The 21,306-nt window shown below is 71.7% G+C and carries 21 protein-coding genes and 1 pseudogene; 12 read left to right on the forward strand and 10 right to left on the reverse strand.

Annotated elements, in window-relative coordinates; all coding sequences use genetic code 11:
• Positions 1-243: 243 nt before the first annotated feature.
• The gene (locus tag AB0J12_RS12710) at positions 244-1,371 is read right to left on the reverse strand and encodes a hypothetical protein (RefSeq protein ID WP_363264285.1); all 1,128 of its coding nucleotides are present in this window, start codon (positions 1,369-1,371) and stop codon (positions 244-246) included.
• Positions 1,372-1,487: 116 nt separating this feature from the next.
• Complete coding sequence (locus AB0J12_RS12715; RefSeq protein ID WP_363264286.1) at positions 1,488-2,264, reverse strand: restriction endonuclease; 777 nt, start codon at positions 2,262-2,264, stop codon at positions 1,488-1,490.
• A gap of 222 nt (positions 2,265-2,486) precedes the next feature.
• On the opposite strand from AB0J12_RS12715, the gene AB0J12_RS12720 reads away from it, so the two are divergent.
• The 3 genes from AB0J12_RS12720 (at position 2,487) to AB0J12_RS12730 (ending at position 5,295) form a co-directional block, all read left to right on the forward strand.
• Positions 2,487-3,704 carry an amidohydrolase family protein gene (locus AB0J12_RS12720; RefSeq protein WP_363264287.1) on the forward strand — a complete coding sequence of 406 codons (1,218 nt, stop codon included), beginning with the start codon at positions 2,487-2,489 and terminating at the stop codon, positions 3,702-3,704.
• A 170-nt stretch (positions 3,705-3,874) separates the two neighbouring features.
• The gene (locus AB0J12_RS12725; protein WP_363264288.1) at positions 3,875-4,438 is read left to right on the forward strand and encodes a DUF2243 domain-containing protein; all 564 of its coding nucleotides are present in this window, start codon (positions 3,875-3,877) and stop codon (positions 4,436-4,438) included.
• Positions 4,439-4,446: 8 nt separating this feature from the next.
• Positions 4,447-5,295 (forward strand): cytochrome c oxidase assembly protein, encoded by an 849-nt coding sequence (locus AB0J12_RS12730; RefSeq protein ID WP_363264289.1) that lies wholly within the window; start codon positions 4,447-4,449, stop codon positions 5,293-5,295.
• Between the two features lie 17 nt (positions 5,296-5,312).
• On the opposite strand, the gene AB0J12_RS12735 is transcribed toward AB0J12_RS12730, so the two are convergent.
• Positions 5,313-5,930, reverse strand: coding sequence for a TetR/AcrR family transcriptional regulator C-terminal ligand-binding domain-containing protein (locus AB0J12_RS12735; RefSeq protein ID WP_363264290.1), 618 nt, complete (start codon positions 5,928-5,930; stop codon positions 5,313-5,315).
• A gap of 202 nt (positions 5,931-6,132) precedes the next feature.
• Between AB0J12_RS12735 and AB0J12_RS12740 the strand changes: the two genes are divergently transcribed.
• On the forward strand, positions 6,133-6,867 hold the full coding sequence (locus tag AB0J12_RS12740; RefSeq protein WP_363264291.1) for an SDR family oxidoreductase: 735 nt from the start codon (positions 6,133-6,135) through the stop codon (positions 6,865-6,867).
• Positions 6,868-7,125: 258 nt separating this feature from the next.
• Positions 7,126-9,510, forward strand: a complete 2,385-nt coding sequence (locus AB0J12_RS12745) for a phosphoketolase family protein (protein WP_363264292.1) — start codon at positions 7,126-7,128, stop codon at positions 9,508-9,510.
• 55 nt (positions 9,511-9,565) lie between these two features.
• On the opposite strand, the gene AB0J12_RS12750 is transcribed toward AB0J12_RS12745, so the two are convergent.
• From AB0J12_RS12750 to AB0J12_RS12765, 4 genes are all read right to left on the reverse strand, one after another.
• A complete protein-coding gene (locus tag AB0J12_RS12750; protein ID WP_363264293.1) occupies positions 9,566-10,066 on the reverse strand; it encodes a lamin tail domain-containing protein in 501 nt (166 codons plus the stop codon).
• Between the two features lie 696 nt (positions 10,067-10,762).
• Positions 10,763-11,209 (reverse strand): DUF6083 domain-containing protein, encoded by a 447-nt coding sequence (locus tag AB0J12_RS12755; protein ID WP_363264294.1) that lies wholly within the window; start codon positions 11,207-11,209, stop codon positions 10,763-10,765.
• Positions 11,210-11,354: 145 nt separating this feature from the next.
• A complete protein-coding gene (locus AB0J12_RS12760) occupies positions 11,355-11,813 on the reverse strand; it encodes a TIGR03618 family F420-dependent PPOX class oxidoreductase (protein WP_363264295.1) in 459 nt (152 codons plus the stop codon).
• Between the two features lie 33 nt (positions 11,814-11,846).
• Positions 11,847-12,119: a hypothetical protein gene (locus AB0J12_RS12765; RefSeq protein WP_363264296.1), complete on the reverse strand. Its 273-nt coding sequence runs from the start codon at positions 12,117-12,119 to the stop codon at positions 11,847-11,849.
• A 249-nt stretch (positions 12,120-12,368) separates the two neighbouring features.
• On the opposite strand from AB0J12_RS12765, the gene AB0J12_RS12770 reads away from it, so the two are divergent.
• From AB0J12_RS12770 to AB0J12_RS12780, 3 genes are all read left to right on the forward strand, one after another.
• Positions 12,369-13,340 carry an alpha/beta hydrolase gene (locus AB0J12_RS12770; protein WP_363264297.1) on the forward strand — a complete coding sequence of 324 codons (972 nt, stop codon included), beginning with the start codon at positions 12,369-12,371 and terminating at the stop codon, positions 13,338-13,340.
• A gap of 19 nt (positions 13,341-13,359) precedes the next feature.
• Positions 13,360-14,073: an alpha/beta hydrolase gene (locus tag AB0J12_RS12775; protein WP_363264298.1), complete on the forward strand. Its 714-nt coding sequence runs from the start codon at positions 13,360-13,362 to the stop codon at positions 14,071-14,073.
• A gap of 195 nt (positions 14,074-14,268) precedes the next feature.
• Positions 14,269-14,847 (forward strand): DNA starvation/stationary phase protection protein, encoded by a 579-nt coding sequence (locus AB0J12_RS12780; RefSeq protein WP_363264299.1) that lies wholly within the window; start codon positions 14,269-14,271, stop codon positions 14,845-14,847.
• Positions 14,848-14,867: 20 nt separating this feature from the next.
• On the opposite strand, the gene AB0J12_RS12785 is transcribed toward AB0J12_RS12780, so the two are convergent.
• On the reverse strand, positions 14,868-15,662 hold the full coding sequence (locus tag AB0J12_RS12785) for an SDR family oxidoreductase (protein ID WP_363264300.1): 795 nt from the start codon (positions 15,660-15,662) through the stop codon (positions 14,868-14,870).
• A gap of 106 nt (positions 15,663-15,768) precedes the next feature.
• Positions 15,769-16,257, reverse strand: a complete 489-nt coding sequence (locus tag AB0J12_RS12790) for a carboxymuconolactone decarboxylase family protein (RefSeq protein ID WP_363264301.1) — start codon at positions 16,255-16,257, stop codon at positions 15,769-15,771.
• A 97-nt stretch (positions 16,258-16,354) separates the two neighbouring features.
• Here AB0J12_RS12790 and AB0J12_RS12795 point away from each other — a divergent pair, with 97 nt between their 5' ends.
• The 4 genes and pseudogenes from AB0J12_RS12795 to AB0J12_RS12810 all read left to right on the forward strand — a co-directional run.
• Entirely contained in the window at positions 16,355-17,326 is a 972-nt protein-coding gene (locus AB0J12_RS12795) for a pirin family protein (RefSeq protein ID WP_363264302.1), read from the forward strand.
• 265 nt (positions 17,327-17,591) lie between these two features.
• On the forward strand, positions 17,592-18,080 hold the full coding sequence (locus AB0J12_RS12800; protein ID WP_363264303.1) for a GNAT family N-acetyltransferase: 489 nt from the start codon (positions 17,592-17,594) through the stop codon (positions 18,078-18,080).
• A gap of 788 nt (positions 18,081-18,868) precedes the next feature.
• Positions 18,869-19,210 (forward strand): hypothetical protein, encoded by a 342-nt coding sequence (locus AB0J12_RS12805; RefSeq protein ID WP_363264304.1) that lies wholly within the window; start codon positions 18,869-18,871, stop codon positions 19,208-19,210.
• Between the two features lie 267 nt (positions 19,211-19,477).
• Positions 19,478-19,843, forward strand: a pseudogene (locus AB0J12_RS12810) (hypothetical protein); the annotation flags it as partial.
• Positions 19,844-19,858: 15 nt separating this feature from the next.
• Here AB0J12_RS12810 and AB0J12_RS12815 read toward each other — a convergent pair.
• Positions 19,859-21,268 (reverse strand): oxygenase MpaB family protein, encoded by a 1,410-nt coding sequence (locus AB0J12_RS12815; protein ID WP_363264572.1) that lies wholly within the window; start codon positions 21,266-21,268, stop codon positions 19,859-19,861.
• Positions 21,269-21,306 lie beyond the last annotated feature (38 nt).

Consider the following 21,306-nt stretch of genomic DNA (forward strand, 5'->3'; position numbering starts at 1 on the left):
ACGTCGGGGACGATCGCCTGAATCCGGTGGCCGGGCCGACCGGGTGCTCCGGGCGACCGGCACCCTTCCGGACCCTTTCCGGATCCTTCCGGACCTTTCCGGATCAAGCGCGCCGCTCATGTTAGTCACGCCGCGGGGTGCCGGGATGCGTGTAACGGGGCCGCCCCACGCATGAGTTCACTTCACCGAAAAGCAGTCACCGCTCCCTGTGCATGTGGTATGCGGCCTTCACGGCACCGAGTCTCAGCCGGCCGGGCGCGAGTCGGCAGGGGCCTCGACAGGCGCGCGCACCCGCCCCGCAGCCACGCGCAGCGTCACCGCGGCCACGACTCCCGCCGCCCCGCCGCAGGTGACGGCGGCCGGGATGCCCTCACCGATACCGGCCACCAGATACGCCAGGTCCCCTCCGGCCGTGACGGCGTGCAGCACCTGGCCGACCAGCAGGCCGACGGAGGTCGCGCAGACCGAGCACAAGGCCATCGCCGGGACGGTGACCCGGGTGAGGAGTGCGGGGAGTTTGCGCAGCGACCACCACACCACACCGAGCAGGAGGACATCACCGGCGCGGTTCAGCAGCCAGTCGCCGAGCGGTGAGCCGCCGGGAGCCGCCCAGGCGCTCAGCAGCAGCCACTGGCGCAGCAGGTCGCCCGGCTCGGAGAGCAGACCGATGCGAGGCGAGATCGACTGGATCCGGGCGGCGACCGGCACGTACGAAAGGACCAGCACCGAGAAGGCGACCACGGCCGTCCCCGCGGTCGCGGCCAGGCGGGCGGCGGGCGCCGGCCCGGAGCCGTACGGCCGCGGACCCGCGCCCTTGGCCGTGATGCGCGCGGTCAGCACGGTCACCGCCGCGGCGACGAGCGCACCCACCACCACGATCTGCCGCCCGGTGGAGATGACGCTCGCGAGCTGCGGCAGGAACCGGTAACTGCCGTGTCCCTGCGCGGCGATGAACCACGGCGCCGAGACCGTCACGGCCAGGGTTCCGGCCACCGGGCCCCACGCCCACACCGCGACCAGCGAGACCGGCGTCCGGCCGTGCGCCGGTGGCAACCGGCGGATCACCAGCAGCGCCCCCGCCAGGAAGAAGGCGAACAAGGCGCCGAACCGGATCTGCACCCCGGTGTGGTACAGCCGCAGATAACGGGCGCCGTCCACGCTCGTCCCGGCGCCGGTGCTCTGCCCCAGGCCCGGCGGATCGTACGACCACGGACCGAGCCAGCGCTGGAGTTCGGCGACGGGCCGGCCACCGATCACCGTGCTCGCGCCCTGGAGTTCCAGAGCCTGGGTGCAGGACCCGGCCCACCACAGCAGCGCCACGAGCACGATCGCTCCCACCGTCGCCGGTATCACAGCTTGGCGGTACGTCATGGACATCCCCCGTTCCGACCAGACGACCCGCCCGAGGCACTCGCCCCGCGGGTCTGGTCCCGGGCGTATTCAACCAAGTGCTCGACGGGGGAGACGCGGCGGCTGCGCCCGGCCGGTCAGCAGGTCACGTCGTCGCTGCCGGCGGTGTCCCCCGCCGCCCAGGGAGCCGCTCCGCCGTCGCTCCACGCATGCAGCGCCGAACGGTCGACGCACACGATGCCGCACTGTTCGGCGTACTCGGCAGCCGGTGCGGTGAAGTCGCTCGTGGTCACCAGGACGGCGACATCGGCCTCGTGCACGGTGTAGCAGGTGCCGCCGAACCGCTGCAGGTCCTGGGAGCCGACCCGGTGTTCGTCGCTGTAGTGCTTGCACTGGATGACCATCCGCCGTCCGTCCGGTGTCACGGCCAGCACGTCCGCGCCCAGATCGCCTGCGCCGCCGACGACTTCGACCCCGGTGCACCCGTCCCGTTCGCACAGCGCGGCCACGGCCTGCTCGAACTCGTCGGCGTCGAGGGCGTCGTAGTCGACAACCGGTTCGGGGGGCAATGCCTCGCCGGCCTGCCGCGGCACGAACGGTGACTCCACCGCAGGTGTCTCCAGCGCCTCCAGCGCCGTGTCCGTCGCCGCCTCCAGTGCCGCGGCGGCCCGCCGGGCGGTGCGGGCGGCAGTGGCGCGGCGCCTGCGGTGACGCAGGGCGAGGAGTACCGAGACGGCCACGAGGCACAGGGCGGCCTCCCAGACCGGCCGCCGCTGAACGGCCTCGATCACGGTGCGGACAGCGAACCCGAGGGCGCACACGACGAGGGCGAGAAGGCCGAAGTACACGGTCGTGGCGCGCAGGTCGAACCGGCGCCGACCGGTGCGGCGTATGCGGCGTGCGGGTGTGGTCACGGCGGTGCGGGCCCCCTCCTGGCAGAAACACGGTCGGCTCCTGCCTGGTGCCCGCGATCAGCGAGTTCACGGCCGACATGACATGACCATCAGCTTTTCGCCGGCCGAACCGCCCCGGCGGGCAAGGACTCCGTCGGCCTCCGGGCATCTGCGGCGCGGCTCGGCGGATGGGTGCGCGCCCCGTGGATACGCTCAACGGTAAGAGCGCCGCAGGAGGTACCCATGCAGGTGTCACCGCGAGTGATCCGCACCGCGCGTGCTTTCGACGGCGAACGCGTGGTGCCCGGCGGCGTGGCCGTGTTCGTCCGGGACGGGCTGATCGCCGGCCTGGAAGCCGCGCAGGCACCGGTTCCGGACGGCTGGGAGCTGGTGGAGTTCCCGGACGCCACGCTGCTGCCGGGGCTCATCGACATGCACTGCCATCTGGGAGCCGACAGCGACGACGGGGCACTGGAGCGGATGGCCACCGACTCGCCGGCCCGGCTGGAGGAGGTCATCGACGAGTCCCTGCGGCGCCAGCTCGCCGCGGGTGTCACCACGGTGCGCGACCTGGGCGACCGTGACTGGTCCGTCGTCCGCCGTCGCGACCGGGCCCGCGGCCCCGGCGCACCGGGCGTGCCGGCTCCCGCGATCGTCGCCGCCGGGCCGCCGATCACCACTCCCGACGGCCACTGCGCGTTCATGGGCGGTGGCGCCGAGGGCCCGGAGCAGCTGCGCGCGGCGGTGCGCGAGCGCGTGGAGCGGGGCGCCGACGTCGTCAAGGTGATGGGCAGCGGAGGAGTGCACACGCCGGGCACCGACGTGGTGCGCTGCCAGTTCACCCTGGAGGAGCTGCGGCTCGTCGTGGACGCCGCGCACGCCGCGGGAGTGCCGGTGACCGTGCACGCGCACGCCCTCGCCGCCGTGGAGCAGGCACTGGACGCCGGGGTGGACGGCATCGAGCACTGCACGTGCCTGACCGCCGACGGCGTCCTGATCACGGACGGGCTGCTGGAACGCCTCGCCCGGCAGGACACGGCGGTGTGCCTGACGCTCGGGCAGACGGCCGAGGGCGTGCCGCCGCCGCAGGTACAGGCGATCATGGACCGCTTCGGCCTCGGCTTCGAACAGCGCCAGAAGGCGGCCGCTCGGATGTACCGCGCGGGCGTCCGCCTCGTCTCGGGCTCGGACAGCGGTATCAATGCCGCCAAGGCCCACGGCGTCCTCCCCGCGGCCGTCGCCGAACTGACCGCGGGGGGCATTCCCGCGGACGTCGCGCTCGCCACCGCCACGTCGCTCGCGGCGGACGCGTGTGGCGTCGGCGACCGCAAGGGCAGGCTCCGCCCGGGGTTCGACGCCGATCTGCTCGTCGTGCGCGGAGACCCGGCCAGGGACATGGCGGCCCTCGCCGCCCCGGTCGCGGTGGCGGTCCGCGGAGCGTGGATCTCTCCCGAGCCGTGACGACCGGCTGACCGGCTGCCTGACGGGATGCCCCCCTCCCGGTGTGGCCGAAAGTGAAGCTGCACTTCCGCATGGCTGAAACGGGGGAGGCGCCGTAGGCGGGAGTGGTGGAGTCTGGGCCCGAGGGAAACCCGAAAGGAATCGTGCCCAGACGGAGGGGAGAGCGGGCGATGGCCACCACAGCGGGTGCAGAGCGGGCGGTTGCGGCACCGGGCAGTCTCCGGCTGCCGGGGATCATCCTCGGCGTCGGGCTCGGCGGCTTCGCGGACGGCATCGCGCTGCACCAACTCCTGCAGTGGCACCACATGCTCACCAGCACCAACCACGACCACATCGGAGTGAAGTACTACGACCCCCACACCGTCTCCGGCCTGGAGATGAACACCGTGTGGGACGGCGTCTTCCACACCGTGTGCTGGCTCGCCGTACTGCTGGGCCTGGCCGTGCTCTACTCCCGCGTCACCCACCAGCGGCGGGCCGTATGGGCCTCGCGGGTGCTGTGGGGCTGGATCCTCGTCGGCTGGGGCCTGTTCAACCTCGTCGAAGGGCTCCTGGACCATCAGATCCTCGGCATCCACCACGTCCACGGCGGCCCCCACCAGGCCTGGTGGGACGCCGGCTTCCTCGTGCTGGGTGCGGCGCTCGTCGTCGGCGGCCACCTCCTCCAGCGCAGCGGCCGCCCCTTCGTGCCCGGCGCCGCGCCCGGTGCCGAGCGGGCCGGAGGCCAAGCCTGATGCACCATATGCACCCCGCAAGCGGCCAGGACGGCACCGGTGGCCCGGCAACCGTCCTGACCGTCCTGGTCCTGCTGGCCGCCGCGGCCGGATACCTGCTCGCCGTCCGGCGGGCCCGGCGCCGCAATCCGGCCCAGGGATGGAGCCGGACGCGGACGCTCTCCTTCCTCACCGGAACGGCCCTCCTCGCCGTGGCCCTGCTGCCGCCGCTGGCGCCGGCCGCGCACACCGACTTCCGCGGCCATATGACCCAGCACCTGCTCATCGGCATGTACGCGCCGACGGCGCTGGTTCTGGCCGCTCCGGTCACCCTCCTGCTGCGCGCGCTGCCACCGGCCCGGGCCCGGCAGGTGACGGCCCTCCTGCACAGCCCGCCCGCGCGGCTGCTCGCGCATCCGGCCGTGGTCCTGACGCTGAGCACCGGCTCGCTGGTGCTGCTGTACTTCACGCCGCTGTACAACACCGCCATGGCCCATCCGGCCGGGCACGGGCTGATGCACGCGCACTTCCTCGCCTCAGGGTTCCTCTTCGCCTACGTCGTCGCGGGCCCCGACCCCGCGCCCGCGCGGCCCGGCGTGCGCGCCCGGCTGGTCTGCCTCGGCATCGCGATCGCCGCCCATGCGCTGATCGCCCAGGCCATGTACGGCGGCTTCTTCGTCGACATCCACGCCCCCATCGACCAGGTACAGCAAGGCGCGGAGATCATGTACTACGGCGGTGACATCGCCGAACTCCTCCTGGCGGCCGCGCTGGTGGCCACCTGGCGACCCGAGCGCCGCACCCCGCGTGCCACACGGTGGGCGGAGGGCGGCATCGGGGGACCGGCCGGAACGGTCGGTCCCAGTCCCGTGCGGTGAAGCCCGGCGGCGGCCGCTCAGCCGTCCGCCACGCCGTGCAGGAGGTTGTGGACCAGCTGCGTCGCGAAGTCCTCGGTGAGGGGCAGGTTGGGCAGCAGCAGACGGTGGTAGCAGGCGCCCCACAACTGGTCGACCAGCACCTGCGGTTCGATGCCTGCGCGAAGCTGGCCGCGTTGCTGTGCGCGCCTGATGGCCTGCACGGCCAGGTCGCGGCGGGGACCGGAGTAGTGCTCCAGGAGGGCTGCGGACAGGTCGGGGTCGGTCTGCGCCTGGCCGATCAGTTCGGCCATGACCCGGCCGGCCGGCGTCTCGGTCAGCAGCCGGACGAAGGCGCGCACCTGCGTGGTCAGGTCGGCTTCGATGTCACCGGTGTCGGGGAAGGCGAGGGTGGACTCCACGGCGTGGAAGTAGCCGTCGAGGGCGAGCGTGCCGCGCGAGGACCACCACTTGTAGAGGGTCGTCTTGCTGACGGCGGCTTCCTGCGCGACCCGTTCCATGGTGAAGGCGGCCATGCCCTCGCGCAGCAGCAGGGTCCCGGCCGCGGCGAGCGCGTCGGCGCGCACCTCGTCCGCGGGCCGCCGGCCCCGCCCGCGCCGCACCGCCGCGCCCGGCGTGCGTTCCGATTGTTCCTGCATCGCGCTGCCTCCCACTGCTCCGGCGTGCTGTTCCGGCGTATTCCCTTGACGCCTGCGACGCCTATGACGCGTGCGCCTTCCACGCCTTCGACGCCGTTGACGGTGAACACTCACTGTGACATATGGACGGCGCGTCCACCATCTGCTTAAATGAACGTACCGTCCATTAATGAGGCGGGTCCGCTTCAGGAGGTGGCTTCTCATGTCCCAGGTCACACGGGTCGCGCTGGTCACCGGAGCGTCCGGCGGTATCGGCCGCGCCGTCGCCGAGCGCCTCGCCGCCGCCGGCCTGGCGGTCGGCGTCCACTACGCCGGTAACGCCGGCGCCGCGCAGGAAGTCGTCGAGGCTATCGAGCGGGACGGCGGCCGGGCCGTCGCGGTCCGCGGCGACGTCGCCGACGAAGGCGCCATGAGTGAGGCGTTCGACACGGTCGAGAAGGAGTTCGACGGGGTCGACGTGGTCGTCCACACCGCCGGGGTGATGATCCTCGGACCTGTCGCCGAGTTCGACCTCGACGCGCTGGACCGCATGCACCGCACCAACATCCGCGGCACGTTCGTCGTCGCCCAGCAGGCCGCACGCCGGGTCCGGACCGGAGGCGCCATCATCACCTTCTCCACCTCCATCACCCGCCTCGCCACCCCCGGTTACGCCGCCTACGCCGCGAGCAAGGGCGCCGTCGACGCGATGACGCTCGTCCTGGCCCGTGAGCTGCGCGGACGCGACATCACCGTCAACGCCGTCGCCCCTGGGCCCACGGCCACGCCGCTCTTCCTCGACGGCAAGGACGAGGCGACCGTGCAGCGACTGGCGGCTCAGGCCCCGCTGGAGCGTCTGGGCACCCCCGCCGACATCGCCGAGACGGTGGCCTTCCTGGCCGGCCCGGGCCGCTGGGTCAACGGTCAGGTCCTCTTCGCCAACGGCGGCATCGCCTGACGGTGCCGTGTACGGCCCCGGTCGCTCGACGACGCCGTAACGCCTCTTGGGCTCGATGCGCCTCGCCGAACCGGGCGGCGCCCGCGTGGCACACGCCCGGCCGGAGGCTCGCGTCATGCCCGAGCCGCACCGGACGGCGGACGCTCACTGCTCCGTTTGGTCCGTTAGGCCCTGTCGGGTACCCGGCGCGCGCGGGAGGGTGGGGGGAGTGCGGACCGGCACGCCACCGCCCGACACCAGATCCGGAAGGGACCCGACATGTCCGTCGACACCCGGCAGGCGCCCACTCGGCTCGGCGACGAGGAGCTGAGGGCACTGGACGCCCACTGGCGCGCCGCGAACTACCTCGCCGTCGGCCAGATCTACCTCATGGACAACCCCCTGCTGACCGAGCGGCTGCGCCCGGAACATGTCAAACCGCGGCTGCTCGGCCACTGGGGCACCTCGCCCGGCCTCAATCTCGTCCACACCCATCTCAACCGGGTCGTCCGGGCCCGCGATCTGAACGCCCTGTGCATCTGGGGGCCGGGGCACGGCGGACCGGCGGTGCTGGCGAACTCCTGGCTGGAGGGCTCGTACACGGAGACCTATCCCGACGTCACCCGGGACGCGGCCGGCATGGCCCGGCTGTTCCGGCAGTTCTCCTTCCCCGGGGGTGTGCCCAGCCACGTCGCGCCCGAGACGCCCGGCTCGATCCACGAGGGCGGTGAGCTGGGCTACTCGCTCTCCCACGCCTACGGTGCCGCTCTGGACAACCCCGACCTGGTCGTGGCATGCGTCATCGGGGACGGGGAGGCGGAGACGGGCCCGCTCGCCGCGTCCTGGCACTCCAACAAGTTCCTCGACCCCGTGCACGACGGCGCCGTCCTGCCGATCCTCCACCTGAACGGTTACAAGATCGCCAACCCGACGGTGCTGGCCCGGCTGCCCGAGAGCGAGCTCGACGACCTGCTGCGCGGCTACGGCCATGACCCACTGCACGTCACCGGCGACGACCCGGCGGCCGTGCACCGCGCGATGGCGGAGACGATGGACACCGCCCTGGACCGGATCACCGCGCTCCAGCGGGCCGCACGCGAGGACGGCACCGACGAGCGCCCCCGCTGGCCGATGATCGTGCTGCGCACGCCGAAGGGCTGGACCGGCCCGGCGGAGGTCGACGGCCTGCCCGTGGCCGGCACATGGCGCTCGCACCAGGTGCCGCTGGCCGCCGTCCGCGACAACCCTCAGCACCTGCGGCAGCTGGAGGAGTGGCTGCGTTCCTACCGGCCCGACGAGCTTTTCGACGAGCACGGACGCCCCCACCCGGACGTCCTGGCCTGCGTCCCCGACGGCTCCCGCCGCCTCGGCGCCACCCCGCACGCCAACGGCGGGCTGCTGCTGCGTGAACTCCCGTTGCCCGCGCTGGAGAAGTACGCCGTGGACGTCGCCAAGCCCGGCGCCACGCTGCACGAACCCACCCGTGTCCTCGGCGACATGCTGCAGGACGTGATGGCAGCCACCGCCGAACGACGCGACTTCAGGCTCGTCGGTCCCGACGAGACGGCCTCCAACCGCCTGCAGGCCGTCTACTCCGCCAGCGGCAAGGCATGGCAGGCGCAGATGCTGCCGGTGGACGAAGACCTCGACCGGCACGGCCGGGTGATGGAGATCCTCTCCGAACACACCTGCCAGGGCTGGCTGGAGGGCTACCTCCTGACGGGCCGTCACGGGTTGTTCTCCTGCTACGAGGCGTTCGTGCACATCGTGGACTCGATGGTCAACCAGCACATCAAATGGCTCCGGGTGACCCGCCGGCTGTCCTGGCGCGCCCCCATCGCCTCCCTCAACTACCTGCTCACCTCGCACGTGTGGCGCCAGGACCACAACGGCTTCTCCCACCAGGACCCCGGCTTCGTGGACCACATCCTCAACAAGAGCCCCGAGGTGGTCCGTGTCTACTTCCCGCCGGATGCCAACACCCTGCTGTCGGTGGCCGACCACGCGCTGCGCAGCCGTGACTACGTCAATGTCGTCGTCGCCGGGAAGCAGCCGTGCTTCGACTGGCTCACCATGGAACAGGCGAAAGCGCACTGTGCCCGCGGGGCCGGGATCTGGGACTGGGCCGGCACCGAGGACGACGCCCGCGAACCCGACGTCGTCCTCGCCTGCGCGGGGGACGTGCCCACCCAGGAGGTCCTGGCCGCGGCGCAACTGCTGCGCCGGCACCTGCCCGAATTGGCGGTGCGGGTGGTCAACGTCGTCGACATCGCCCGGCTCCTGCCCGCCGAGGAACACCCGCACGGCATGAGCGACTTCGAGTACGACGGGCTGTTCACCACCGACAAGCCCGTCATCTTCGCCTACCACGGCTACCCGTGGCTCATCCACCGGCTCGCCTACCGCCGCACCGGTCACCCGCACCTCCATGTGCGCGGATACAAGGAGATCGGCACGACCACCACGCCGTTCGACATGGTCGTGCGCAACGACCTGGACCGCTACCGCCTCGTCATGGACGTCATCGACCGCGTCCCCGGCCTCGCGGTACGCGCCGCGGCCGTACGACAGCGCATGGAGGACGCACGGCTGCGCCACCACGACTGGATCCGCGTCCACGGCACCGACCTGCCGGAGGTCGCCGACTGGGCCTGGGACGCCTGACCACCGAACACGCCGGGGGCGCTCCGGTGGCTGACGTTCCCAGGCCGTGTGTGGCTCAGCCGTGGTACGTGATGTAGCCGTTGCCGTCGCGGTCGTTCGCGCTCTTGGTGTAGGAGTGCACGTCGGCGCGGGCGCCGCCTGGCTTGTACAGGTAGATGGTGTCCTTGTCGTTGTTCCATATGAAGTTGCAGTTCTGGCGGTAGACCACGTTGTAGCGGTCGGAGTCGGTTCCGCGGCCGCCGCGCAGCTGGACGTAGTCGCCCGGCTCGAGGGTGTGGTTGGCGGTGAAGGCGAACCTGTTGCCGGTGGCGTCCTTGACGACGTAACCCTTGAGGTTGACGGTCGTGCGCGAGTAGTTCTTGATCGTCAGGTACTCGTTCTTGGTGTTGCCGCCGTTGCAGCGGTTGTCGTCGCGGCCCGGCGCGTCGTACTGGATGCCCTTGATCTTCAGGGCCGAGGAGTACTCGGCGGCCTGGGCGGGCGTGGCGGTCACGACGGCCATCATCCCGGCGGAAGCGGCGGCGTACGCGACAGCGTGGCGCATGCGGATGCGCATGAGGTGATCCCCCCTCAGTTGTGGCTCTGGTGCGGATTGGAGCTTATAGGTCGTATGAGATGCGTGACGGCCATGTGATGAAAATGTGAACAGGCGGGTGCTGGTCCCGTCGCTCTCGGGACTCGTGGCAGTGATGCGCAACGCGCATAGTTCATGCCTCTTGCGCGGACGAGTGGTGCCGTGGTGATGAGTCTCGAAGAGCGCGTGCGGTCGGCTGTGGCCGCTCTGCTGTATGCGTCAGGGGAGTCGCAGGGGGATCTCGCTGACGGGCTGGGGGTGAGCCAGGCCCAGGTGAGCCGCCGTCAGTCGGGTAGGGCTTCGTGGAGTCTGGCGCACTGCGACGCGGTGGCCGCGCACTACGGTATCGACGTGCTCGAACTTCTGGCCGGACCGACCCGGGCCGTCCAGGCGCTGGGTGAAGGACGTCTACACCGTCGGTACCCCGGCGACGACGGACGAGGACCCGCCGGTGCGTTGACGTCCGTGAGCGTGGCTGACGTGTTCGAGCTGATGCTCACGGTGGGCGGCGTACTCGGATCCGTCGGCCGGGAGGAGGGGCGTTACCGTCTTCAGCAGAGCGGACCGCACGTCCGCGGGCTGGGCGTCCGCCTACCTCGCGACGACCTGAGGGACGCCGCTCTGCGCGTTCCCCGGTGTCAGCCGGTGTCGATGAGCGGTTCCCGGAACCCTTCGGCGTCAGCCTTCCGCCGTGCCGACGCCGCGTTGCGGTCGCGCACCGCCGCCAGCCACCGCCAGGGCCTTGATCTCGTCCAGAGTGAGCCCTGGGCAGGCCAGTTGGTGCGGGATCCGGCAGGTCTCACCCGGGCGTGGCTCGTCCAGGCCGCCGTTCCAGGCGACACCGTTGCCGTCGACGTGCCAGCGGTGCCCGCCGGGCACGAGATGGGCCGGCATCCTGAGCCCGGGTTCGAGGAGCACGTGCCGGCCCGTGTAGGTGCGCAGGCGGTCACCGGCCAGACCGCAGTGGGGACACTGGGGAGGTGCGGGTGGCTCAGGTCCGGTCGCGCCGTCTCGGGCGGCCTGGGCGCGGTCCGCCTTCTCCCACGGCGTGGGCGTGTCCGGCGGCCGCTGCCGCTGTCCGTCCGGGCCGGGTAACGGGATGATGCTGTCGGTGTCGTCCCCCATAACTTGAGCGTGCGGCCGGTCGCCCGACCGAGGGCAGGGCGCAATCCGGGCGCAGCGGGAGCATGCGGGCGGGGCACGCCGGGTCGTACGGGTGCCGCGCCGGCCGCCGTGCGCTGTGGCCCGACGACCCACCGACCAGCCTCCGCTAGCCGTTGATGTCGAGCGCCGTCCCGTACAGCCGGTCCACCTTCAACCGGACGACCACACGGCGTTCCGCGACCAACTGTTCCAAAAACGTCTGCTCATCCGCCGGCTGCACGTCCTGCGGGATCATGCCGAGCAGTTCCCGGCCGACGGCGTCACCGGGAACGGCCGTGGCGTGCGAGACCTCCGCCTCGCCCTCGGCGACGGCGAACGACCACACGTCGCCGCCCTGCACATGCAATGCCGCACGCGGGTCGCGTCGCAGATGCGCGACCTTGATGCGATCGGCCGTCGTCGAGAACCGTGCGATACGGGCCTCGGGGTCCCAGCTGTACAGCATGGTCGTCAGATGGGGGTGGCCGCCGCGCTTGACGGTGGCGAGCGTGCCGAAGCGCTGGGTGCCGAGCAGCGCGGAGAGGGCTTCGTCGGACAGCGGGCGAGGGGCGGGGCCTTGAGTCATGACGTGATCAACCCATCGGCCCTGCCGAACATTTCACGGCCGGTGTGAGCGGGCAGCACCGGGCCACGGGAGATCGGTGTCGGTGGGGGCGTCGTAGGCGACTTCGGGGAGGGCGAAGCCGTACAGGCGCCGGACCTCGCCGTTGAACCAGCCGGGGTCGGCCGGGCCGACGACCGTTGCCGGTGGTGGCCGTCTCCCAGCGCTCGGCACGGCCTGCTGAATGCTGTCGGACAGTTCCCAGGGGTCGAGGCGGCCATCGCCGGCGCTGTCCCGTACGAGCGGGCGGCGCCGGTGAGCCGGTGCCACAGGCCGGCCGGCTGCCCCGTCGGGGGGACGCTGCCGTCGCGTCGCGTCGCGTCGCCGTCGTCGTCACCCCTCCGGATCCGGCCGCCCGGGTGAACGACCGGCCAGGCGCGCCCCGGTCGCACCCGACCGCCGGAAAGGGCTGCGTGCACTGTGGGAAAAGGCAACGTGCGCGCGTCGGCAATCGCGCCGTTCGAGGCGGCCTTAGCGTGACTCACCGGCGCAAACGAAACACAGAGCCAGGAGACAGACATGCCCGATGCCGTCGAGCCCGTACAGCCCGTGCTGGAACCCGCGGCCGCCGCGTTCGCCGAGGCGACCGCCAACCCGCCCTACCTCTTCGACCTCACCCCGGCCGAGGGCCGCAACGCCGTCGACGACGTGCAGTCCGGCGAGATCGCCAAGCCGGCGATCGACGAGGAGTGGGTGACCGTACCGGGCGGGCCCACCGGCAGCGTCCGCGCGCGGATCGTCAGGCCCGCCGGCGCCACCGGCACCCTGCCGGTGATCCTCTACATCCACGGCGCCGGCTGGGTGTTCGGCAACGCCCACACCCACGACCGCCTGGTGCGCGAACTGGCCGTCGGTGCCGAGGCCGCCGTGGTCTTCCCCGAGTACGACCTGTCGCCCGAGGCCCGTTACCCGGTCGCCATCGAGCAGAACTACGCCGTCGCCCGCTGGATCGTCGACGAGGGCGCCGGCCAGGGCCTGGACGGCACGCGCCTGGCGGTGGCCGGTGACTCGGTCGGCGGCAACATGGCCGCCGCCCTCACCCTGATGGCCAAGCAGCGCGGCGGGCTCCCCCTGCGCGGGCAGGTCCTGTTCTACCCGGTGACCGACGCGAACTTCGACACCCCGTCGTACCACCAGTTCGCCACCGGCTACTTCCTGCGCCGTGACGGCATGCAGTGGTTCTGGGACCAGTACACGACCGACGAGGCCGAGCGCGCCCAGATCACCGCCTCCCCGCTGCGCGCCACCACCGAGCAGCTGACCGGCCTGCCCCCGGCGCTGGTCATCACCGGCGAGGCGGACGTGCTGCGCGACGAGGGCGAGGCGTACGCCAACAAGCTCCGCGCCGCCGGCGTCCCCGTCACCGCGGTGCGCTTCCAGGGCATCATCCACGACTTCGTGATGCTCAACGCCCTGCGCGAGACCCACGCCGCCGAGGCCGCCATCTCGATGGCCGTCCGCACCCTGCACTCCGCCCTGCACGACGCCTGACCCATAAGGGACTCCCCTCATGACCACTCCCACCGTCCTCCTCGTCCACGGCGCGTTCGCCGACGCCGGCAGCTGGACCGGCGTCATCTCCCACCTGCAGCGCCATGGCATCCCCGTCATCGCCCCGCCCAACCCGCTGCGCGGCCTCGCCTCCGACTCCGCCTACGTCGCCTCGGTCGCCGCCCAGATCGACGGCCCCGTCGTGCTGGTCGGGCACTCCTACGGCGGCGCTCTCATCACCGTGGCCGGCACCACCGAGAACGTGGTCGGCCTCGTCTACGTCGCCGCCTACGCCCTGGAGGAGGGCGAGAGCCTGGGCGAGCTGCAGGGCCGCTTCCCGGCCTCCTCGCTGGTGAGCAGCCTCAAGCAGTGGACGTACCCCCTGCCGGGCGGCGAGCCGGCCGTCGAGGTCACCATCACCGAGGACGCCTTCCCGTCCGTCTTCGCCGCGGACGTACCGGCCGAGACCACCAAGGCCCTCGCCGCGGCGCAGCGCCCGCTCGCCGCCGCGGCCTTCGAGGAGACGGCGTCCGCCGCCGCCTGGAAGACCAAGCCGTCCTGGGCGCTGGTGGCCACGGCCGACCAGGCGATCAACCCGGAGGTCGAGCGCTTCGGTGCGAAGCGGGCCGGGGCGACCATCGTCGAGCTGGAGGGCGCCTCCCACGCGGTGGCCGTCTCCCAGCCCGAGGCGGTCGCCGACCTGATCCGTGAGGCGGTCCGCGCGACCGGCTGACGCAGCGTCCCTCCGGCCGCGCGGGCGCCTCCCCTCGCCTGCGCGGCCGTTCGGCATGCCCGCACGCGATCGGCCGCGCCCGGGACCGCCTCTGCGCTGACGCGCACAAGGACGTGCGCTCACGGACAAGGCGACCCGGGCACGGGCGCCTAGCGTCACAGCTGTACCCACCGCACCACCCACAGGAGGCCGACCATGACCACCACCGACACCGCGCACGCCGGCAGCCAGCCCCGGCTGCACCAGAAGGGCCGTGTCATCCAGGAGTTCGGCACCGTCAAGCAGTTCCCGCTGGCCCTGTCCTACGAGGCCCGCATGTACTCCTGCCAGCGGCTCAACAAGGTCCTCGCGGACACGCAGATCCTCTACGGCCTCTACAAGAAGCACCACTGGCTGATGCGCGGCGCGACCTTCTACCAGCTGCATCTCGTCCTGGACCAGCATGCGACGCAGCAGCTCGCCCTCGTGGACACCCTCGCCGAGCGCGTCCAGACACTGGGCGGCGTGGCCGTCGGCGACGCCCGCCATGTCGCCGAGCTGACCTCGATCCCGCGCCCGCCCGACGGCGTCGAGGAGGTCCCCGCGATGCTCTCCCGCCTGCTGGAGGCGCACGAGACGATCCTCACCGACGCGCATGACGCGGCGGCCCGCGCCGCGGCGCAGGGCGACGACGGGACCAACGACCTGCTCGTCTCCCAGGTGATCCGCACCGGAGAACTCCAGACCTGGTTCCTGGCCGAGCACCTGGTCGACACGCCCCTGGTGCGCGCCTGACCCGGCGACCAGGGGGAGCGTCAGGGCAGGATGGAGTCCACGTACCCGCCGTCCACCCGCAGCGCGCCGCCCGTGGTGGCGGACGCCTGGTCCGAGCTGAGGTAGACCACCATGTTGGCGATCTCCTCCGGCTCGATCAGCCGCTGCAGCAGCGACTGCGGCCGGTGCTGCCGCATGAACGCGCGCTGGGCCTCGTCCCAGGGCAGATCCCGGTCGACCAGCTCGTAGACGAAGTCCTCCACACCGCCCGTGTGGGTGGGGCCGGCGATGACCGAGTTCACCGTCACCCCGGTGCCGGCCGCCTGCTTGGCGAAGCCACGGCCGACGGCCAGGAGCGCCGTCTTCGTCATGCCGTAGTGGATCATCTCCGCGGGGATGACCACGGCCGAGTCACTGGCGATGTACTGCACCCGCCCCCAGCCGCGTCGGGTCATCTGCGGCAGATAGAGGCGAGTCAGGCGGACGGCGGCGAGCACGTTCACCTCGAAGTAGCGCCGCCACTCCTCGTCGGTGATCTCCAGCGGGTCGGCGGCGCCGAACACGCCGAGGTTGTTGACGAGGATGTCCACGTGGGGGAGAGCTTCGGCCAGCCGGGCCGTGCCCTCCTCGTGTGTGACGTCCGCGGCGACGGGGACCACGTCGGCGCCGGGCACCTCGTCGGTCAGCCGGGCCGCGGCCTCGGCCACGCGCTGCTCGGTGCGGCCGTTGAGGGCCACCCGGGCGCCGGCCCGGGCGAGGCCGGCGGCGATGGCCGCGCCGATGCCCTGCGTGGAGCCGGTGACCAGAGCGGTACGTCCTGTCAGATCGATGCGCATCCCACGACCCTCCTGCGGGCGTCCATGCTTGCGTACGCATGCTAGGCGCGCGTGCGGACACAGGGCGTGCGCAATGCCGGTGGCGGCGGGGCCCGGCGCCCGGCGGTCAGCGCGGCGGCGCCGGGCGTACCGGGTGCTTGCTCATGACGGAGACCCGGTTGAAGGCGTTGATGGTGATCGCCACCCATATCACGGCGGAGATCTCGGCGTCCGACAGGACGGCACGGGCGAGGGCGTAGGCGGTGCTCTGGGCGTCGGCGTCCGCGGGGTGGGTGGTGGCTTCGGCGAGGGCCAGCGCCGCGCGTTCGCGCGGTGAGAACAGCTCGGTGTCGCGCCAGGCGGGCAGCACGCCCAGCCGCTGGGTCGTCTCCCCGGCGCGCAGGGCGGCCCGGGTGTGCAGGTCGAGACAGAAGGCGCAGGCGTTGAGCTGCGACACCCGGATGTTGACCAGCTCGACGAGGACGCGGTCCAGTCCCGCCTCGGCGGCGACCGTGCGGACCGCTTCGGCGGTGGCGGTCATCGCGCGATAGGCGTCCGGGCTCTGCTTGTCGACGTACACCCGTCCGTGGGTCGTCGCCGTCACCGTCTCCGGCACGTGATCTCCTTCATCGCGCGATCTTACGATGTACGTCCTATCATCATCGAGTGAATGTTGAAAATCGAACTTTCCCTTTCGGGGCAGGAGTAGACCGGTGAGCAACACAGAAGCCCTGCCCGCCCCCGTCGCCTGCGGCGGCGAGACCGGCGGACCGGCATCCGCGCGCATAGAGATCCTCAGCCCCCGCGACGTACCCCTGGGCGGTCCCCGGGCCATGCGGGTGCGGCGCACGCTGCCGCAGCGCGCCCGGACGCTGATCGGCGCCTGGTGCTTCGCGGACCACTACGGGCCGGACGACGTCGCCTCGAGCGGCGGCATGGACGTCGCCCCGCACCCCCACATCGGTCTGCAGACCGTCAGCTGGCTCTTCAGCGGCGAGATCGAACACCGCGACAGCCTCGGCATCCACGCCTACGTCCGTCCCGGCGAGCTGAACCTGATGACGAGCGGCCACGGCATCTGCCACTCCGAGGTGTCCACCCCCGCGACCACGATCCTGCACGGCGTACAGCTCTGGGTCGCTCTCCCTGAGGAACACCGCGACACCGCACGGGACTTCCAGCACTACGCCCCCACGCCGGTGCCGCTGGACGGCGGCGAGGTCCGCGTCTTCCTCGGTACCCTCGCCGGGGACACCTCACCGGTGCGCACCTTCACCCCGCTGCTGGGCGCCGAGCTGCACGTGGCCCCCGGCGCCACACTCACCCTCGATGTCGCCCCCGACTTCGAACACGGCGTCCTCGTCGACACCGGGCAGGTCCTCCTCGACGGGACCACCCTGAAGCCGGCGGACCTCGGTTACGCGCCACCGGACCGCACGACCCTCACCCTGACGAACCCCGCGGACGAACCGGCCCGCCTCATCCTGCTGGGCGGCCCGCCGTTCCAAGAGGAGATCATCATGTGGTGGAACTTCATCGGCCGGTCGTCGGAAGAGATCGCCCAGGCACGCCTGGACTGGACGGAGGGCCGACGCTTCGGCGAGGTGACGGGATACGACGGTGACCCGCTGCCGGCCCCCGAGCTGCCGACGGTCCCGCTGAAGCCGCGGGGAAACCGGCGCTGAGCTGCGGGGATGCGCCAAGCCGATGTCCCGGGCCCCGGGGACGGTGAGGGCGTGGCTCCAGCCGCCGGTGCGCGGCGAACAGTCAAGGACGATCGGCGTCACGGCGCGGATGACCCGAAATTTTCCTGCACCGGCTGGGCTGCGCGACGGCGGGCCCAGGGAGAGCGGCCGTCGACCACTGCGTTCTGGGAGAGGTGGGGTGCAGCCATGCGCGCGCAGCCGACCCGCGGCACGAAGGCGCTCTCCGGTGCGAAATACTCTCCGGATGAGTTCACGCACTTCCCCGATCGGCCAGCCGGTCACCATACGGCGGGCCGTCGCGCGGGATGCCAAACGGCTCACGCGGCTCGTGCGTGGTTCGGGCGCATACGAGGGTAAGTACGCAGCCGCCGTCGCGGGCTACCGGGTCGGTCCTGATTACATCGAGGCCCACCGCGCCTTCGTGGCCGTCGGCGCCGACGAGCACGGGGGCCGGGTCCTGGGGTTCTACTCGCTGGTCCTCGCTCCACCGGAGCTCGACCTGCTCTTCGTCGCCGACGAAGCGCAAGGACGGGGTATCGGGGCACTGCTCGTCGCGCACATGCAGTCCGAGGCCCGTGCCGCCGGGCTGGACCGTGTCAGGGTCGTGTCGCACCTTCCGGCCGAGGGCTTCTACCACAGCGTCGGTGCGGTGCGGACCGGCACCGCGCTCGCGAACCCGCCCGCCGTGCCGTGGGACCGTCCCGAATTCGAGTTCCGCATCCCTGTGCAATGACGCCCTGAGAACCGTCCCGCAGGCGCTGGTGGAAGGCGTACGGGGAGGACTGCCGCCGAGACTCCCCACAGCCCCGCAGCACCGAACCGAGCCGCCCCCGGCTCTTTGGAGGAGCGGGCCCCGTGCACGATCCGACGCAAGCAGCCCGAGAGGCGATGCGGCCCCACAACCGTCCCGACGCGTGAACAGCGCCTCCTCCCACGCGGCCGCACCAACCGAGGTGGACGGAACGGCCCACGCCGAGCGGTCCGCAGCCACGGCCGTGCCGTATGTGCTCCGCACCTGTACCTCGCGGCGGGGATGCGTCTCCGGCCGGGCATCAAGGCTCAAGTCGGGTCGTGTGCCCGCACCACCTGGGCAGCCGCGGAGCAGCGGCCAGTGGAGACGGGAGTTCCGTGCGGGACCACTCGCCGGCTCGGGTCGCGGGCGACCGAGGCGGCCCCGACGATGTAGGGACGAGATCGCTCCCCGACCCGATGGACGACGAAATGCCGACGAGAAGACTCACAGGCCCCGGTAGGGCTGGGCGCCGGATTGCCTTCGGAAGCGCCGCCCTCAGCAGCGTTCTCCTCGGCGGGGTGCTGGCCGGCTGCAGCGACGGAAGCGGTCAGGACACCGGCTCCTCGCCCCGCGCCAGCGTCACCCGTACACCGAATGCCTCGTCTTTCACCGGGCAACCACCCTCGGCATTGGCGTCCTCGGCCTCCGCGGCCGTCAGTTCGGCCCGCGCTGCAGTATCCGCTGCGGCCTCGTCCGCGTCGGCTCGCGCCTCGGAGTTCGCGGCGTCGGTGGACGCCCAGACTCAGCGCAGGAGTGAGGCGGCGGAGCAGGAGCTCAAGAAGGTCGACGGCCGGGGCAACGCACTGTCCGAAGTGGGAATGAAGGGGATGCCCAGAGCGGAGACCGGGGGAGTGCAGGCTGTCCTGGTCACCATCACCAACAAGACGGACCGTGAAGCGTCGTATGCCGTCCAGATCGACTTCAAGAACGCGGAGGGCAAGGTGGTGGAGACACGGTATGTCGGTGCTGAAGACCTTCAGCCGGGTAAGAAGGAACAACCGATCGCCTTCAGCCATCAGCCACCGGATTCCAAGCTGACGCCTGTTCTCGCCAAGGCGCAGCGGTATTGACGCTGACGCACACCGGCGGAAGCCGTCGTACCGGGTCGTGACCACGGGTGGGGGCGGCTGCGTGGTGGTGGCGTGGCGTTCGCGGGATGCCCTTCGTGTCCCCTGCCCACCCGTGATCGTTACGTCCGGTGCCGCCGCGCGTCGGTGGCACCGGGGCCTCGCAGCGGCCCCGGGGCGAGACGAAACCGGGCGTGGTGAGGCAAGGAGCCGCTCGCGGGAGGCTGGGTCGGTGTGGCCATGCGAGACGACAAACCCGTCGACGGCGCCGGCTCCACGCTGTTGCGGCGCATCCGCAGCGACATCGCCCACCACACGCCGGCCGACGAACCCCAGGCCTACCAGCCGCTCCTGGACCAGGTCGCCGCCGCGGGCGACGCCCGCCACCAGCGTCTCGACAGCGCCGGCACCACCTTGCCGGGGGCGGTCTGGTTCGGCCTCGTCGCGGGTGGCGTCGTCACCCTCGGCCTGCTTTACACCCTGCAGATCCGCCGCTCCACCCGTGAACTCCTGCTCGCCACCGCCTTCAGCGCGCTGGTCTTCCTCCTCTTCCTCGTCTGGAGCTTCGACGCCCCCTTCGGCCACTCGGGAACGGAATCCGCCCAGCCGTTCACCGACCTGCTGACGAACCTCTGACGGAGCAGGTGGTGATCAGGCGTCCGCGAGGAGCGGGTCGTACGCGGTGGAGCGGCGACGGCCGGACATGAAGGACAGGAAGTCCTTGACGAACGCGCTCCGGGTGTACGCCACCTCCGTGCCGGCCGTGTCGCGCAGGAAAGCGGTGTGGAACAGGGTGCGGTACTCGTCCGCGTCGATGGTCTGGTCGCCGTCCTTGTCGGTGGCGTCGAAGAGGACTTCCGCGACCTTGATGAGCGCCGGGCCGGCCAGCGAGGGCACGGCCGCGGCGTACTCCTGGGCGCTGATGCGGCCGTCGCCGTCGGTGTCGAGGGCGGACTGCAGTTCGCGCCACCAGTCGGCGAACGCGTTGTAGAGCCTGCTCTCCTCGGGCTCGTCCAGGTCGAGGCGAGCGGACAGTTCCCGGGCCATCGCCGCCAGGTCGGGCCAGTCCAGGTACCCGTTGCCGGTCTGGTCCAGCACCTCCGCGAAGAACTCCTGCGCGCTGCGCCGCATGCCGCCGTCCGCGGCGGGCTCCGGCTCCGGGGGAAGCGGGGTGAGGAGACGGATCAGCGCTCCGGCCCGCTTCATCCTGTCCCGCAGGGCAGTGATCGTGCGTGCTCGCGGGTCGTCGCTGTCGGGGGACAGGGAGAGCAGGTCGGAGACACCTTCGGTCGTGATCCAGCCCTCGGGCAGCAGGCGCGCCAGGCCGACGGCCAGATAGGCCCCCTGCATCAGCGTCTGGGCGCCCGGCAGCTCGGGCAGGCCGATCCGGCGGCGGAACGGTTCGGGCAGGGACGCCACGGTGATGGCCCCGATCACGGGGCCGGCGATCGCGCGGCCCGCCGCCCAGACAGTGGGCAGGCCGTGCAGCAGAGGCGGTGCCGGGAGGTGGTCGAAGAGGTTGTAGAGGATGATGCGCACCGGCTCCGTGTTCTCCAGCTCCTCCTCCACCACCCGGTCGTAGTAGCTCCAGAACTCGTCCAGGGAGGGCGGCAGGTGACCGCTGTCGTCGCCCAGGGCGGCAAGGAACGCCTGGAACTCCGCGTACAGCTGCTCCGTCGCTTCCTGTGAGAGGGGCTGCCCGCTCATCCGGTACATGGTGACGGCGCTCTCGAACAGGGTGGCGACCACCCAGGCCCGTACCGCCGGATCCAGCGCGTCGTACGGACGGTTGCGGGCGTCGGTGCCGTTCAGCCGTGCGTGCAGCCGGTTGAGCCGTGCCGCCTCCCGTTGCCGGGTGTGGTCGTCGGCGCCGAACATGCGCTGCAGGCTCAGGAGCGTGTTGCGCAGCCGGCGCCACGGATGTGCGACGAACGTGGAGCTGTCGATCAGGGCGGCACCGATCTGCGGGTGAGCCGCCTCCAGAACGGTCGCCCGGATGATGGCGAGAGCCCAGCGCGGGTCGTCGAAGAGCTCATGGAACTGCGAACCGGGCCCGAACAGGGGCCGAGCTCCCGGCTCGGCGCCTGGCCGCGAGGAGT

This window comes from Streptomyces sp. NPDC049915, from assembly GCF_040656475.1.
Lineage (GTDB): Bacteria > Actinomycetota > Actinomycetes > Streptomycetales > Streptomycetaceae > Streptomyces.

Coding starts and splice junctions, on each gene's coding strand:
- AB0J12_RS12710 (WP_363264285.1), bottom strand. CDS start 1,371: ATGACGTACCGCCAAGCTGTGATACCGGCGACGGTGGGAGCGATCGTG.
- AB0J12_RS12720 (WP_363264287.1), top strand. CDS start 2,487: ATGCAGGTGTCACCGCGAGTGATCCGCACCGCGCGTGCTTTCGACGGC.
- AB0J12_RS12725 (WP_363264288.1), top strand. CDS start 3,875: ATGGCCACCACAGCGGGTGCAGAGCGGGCGGTTGCGGCACCGGGCAGT.
- AB0J12_RS12730 (WP_363264289.1), top strand. CDS start 4,447: ATGCACCCCGCAAGCGGCCAGGACGGCACCGGTGGCCCGGCAACCGTC.
- AB0J12_RS12735 (WP_363264290.1), bottom strand. CDS start 5,930: ATGCAGGAACAATCGGAACGCACGCCGGGCGCGGCGGTGCGGCGCGGG.
- AB0J12_RS12740 (WP_363264291.1), top strand. CDS start 6,133: ATGTCCCAGGTCACACGGGTCGCGCTGGTCACCGGAGCGTCCGGCGGT.
- AB0J12_RS12745 (WP_363264292.1), top strand. CDS start 7,126: ATGTCCGTCGACACCCGGCAGGCGCCCACTCGGCTCGGCGACGAGGAG.
- AB0J12_RS12750 (WP_363264293.1), bottom strand. CDS start 10,066: ATGCGCATCCGCATGCGCCACGCTGTCGCGTACGCCGCCGCTTCCGCC.
- AB0J12_RS12755 (WP_363264294.1), bottom strand. CDS start 11,209: ATGGGGGACGACACCGACAGCATCATCCCGTTACCCGGCCCGGACGGA.
- AB0J12_RS12760 (WP_363264295.1), bottom strand. CDS start 11,813: ATGACTCAAGGCCCCGCCCCTCGCCCGCTGTCCGACGAAGCCCTCTCC.
- AB0J12_RS12770 (WP_363264297.1), top strand. CDS start 12,369: ATGCCCGATGCCGTCGAGCCCGTACAGCCCGTGCTGGAACCCGCGGCC.
- AB0J12_RS12775 (WP_363264298.1), top strand. CDS start 13,360: ATGACCACTCCCACCGTCCTCCTCGTCCACGGCGCGTTCGCCGACGCC.
- AB0J12_RS12780 (WP_363264299.1), top strand. CDS start 14,269: ATGACCACCACCGACACCGCGCACGCCGGCAGCCAGCCCCGGCTGCAC.
- AB0J12_RS12785 (WP_363264300.1), bottom strand. CDS start 15,662: ATGCGCATCGATCTGACAGGACGTACCGCTCTGGTCACCGGCTCCACG.
- AB0J12_RS12800 (WP_363264303.1), top strand. CDS start 17,592: ATGAGTTCACGCACTTCCCCGATCGGCCAGCCGGTCACCATACGGCGG.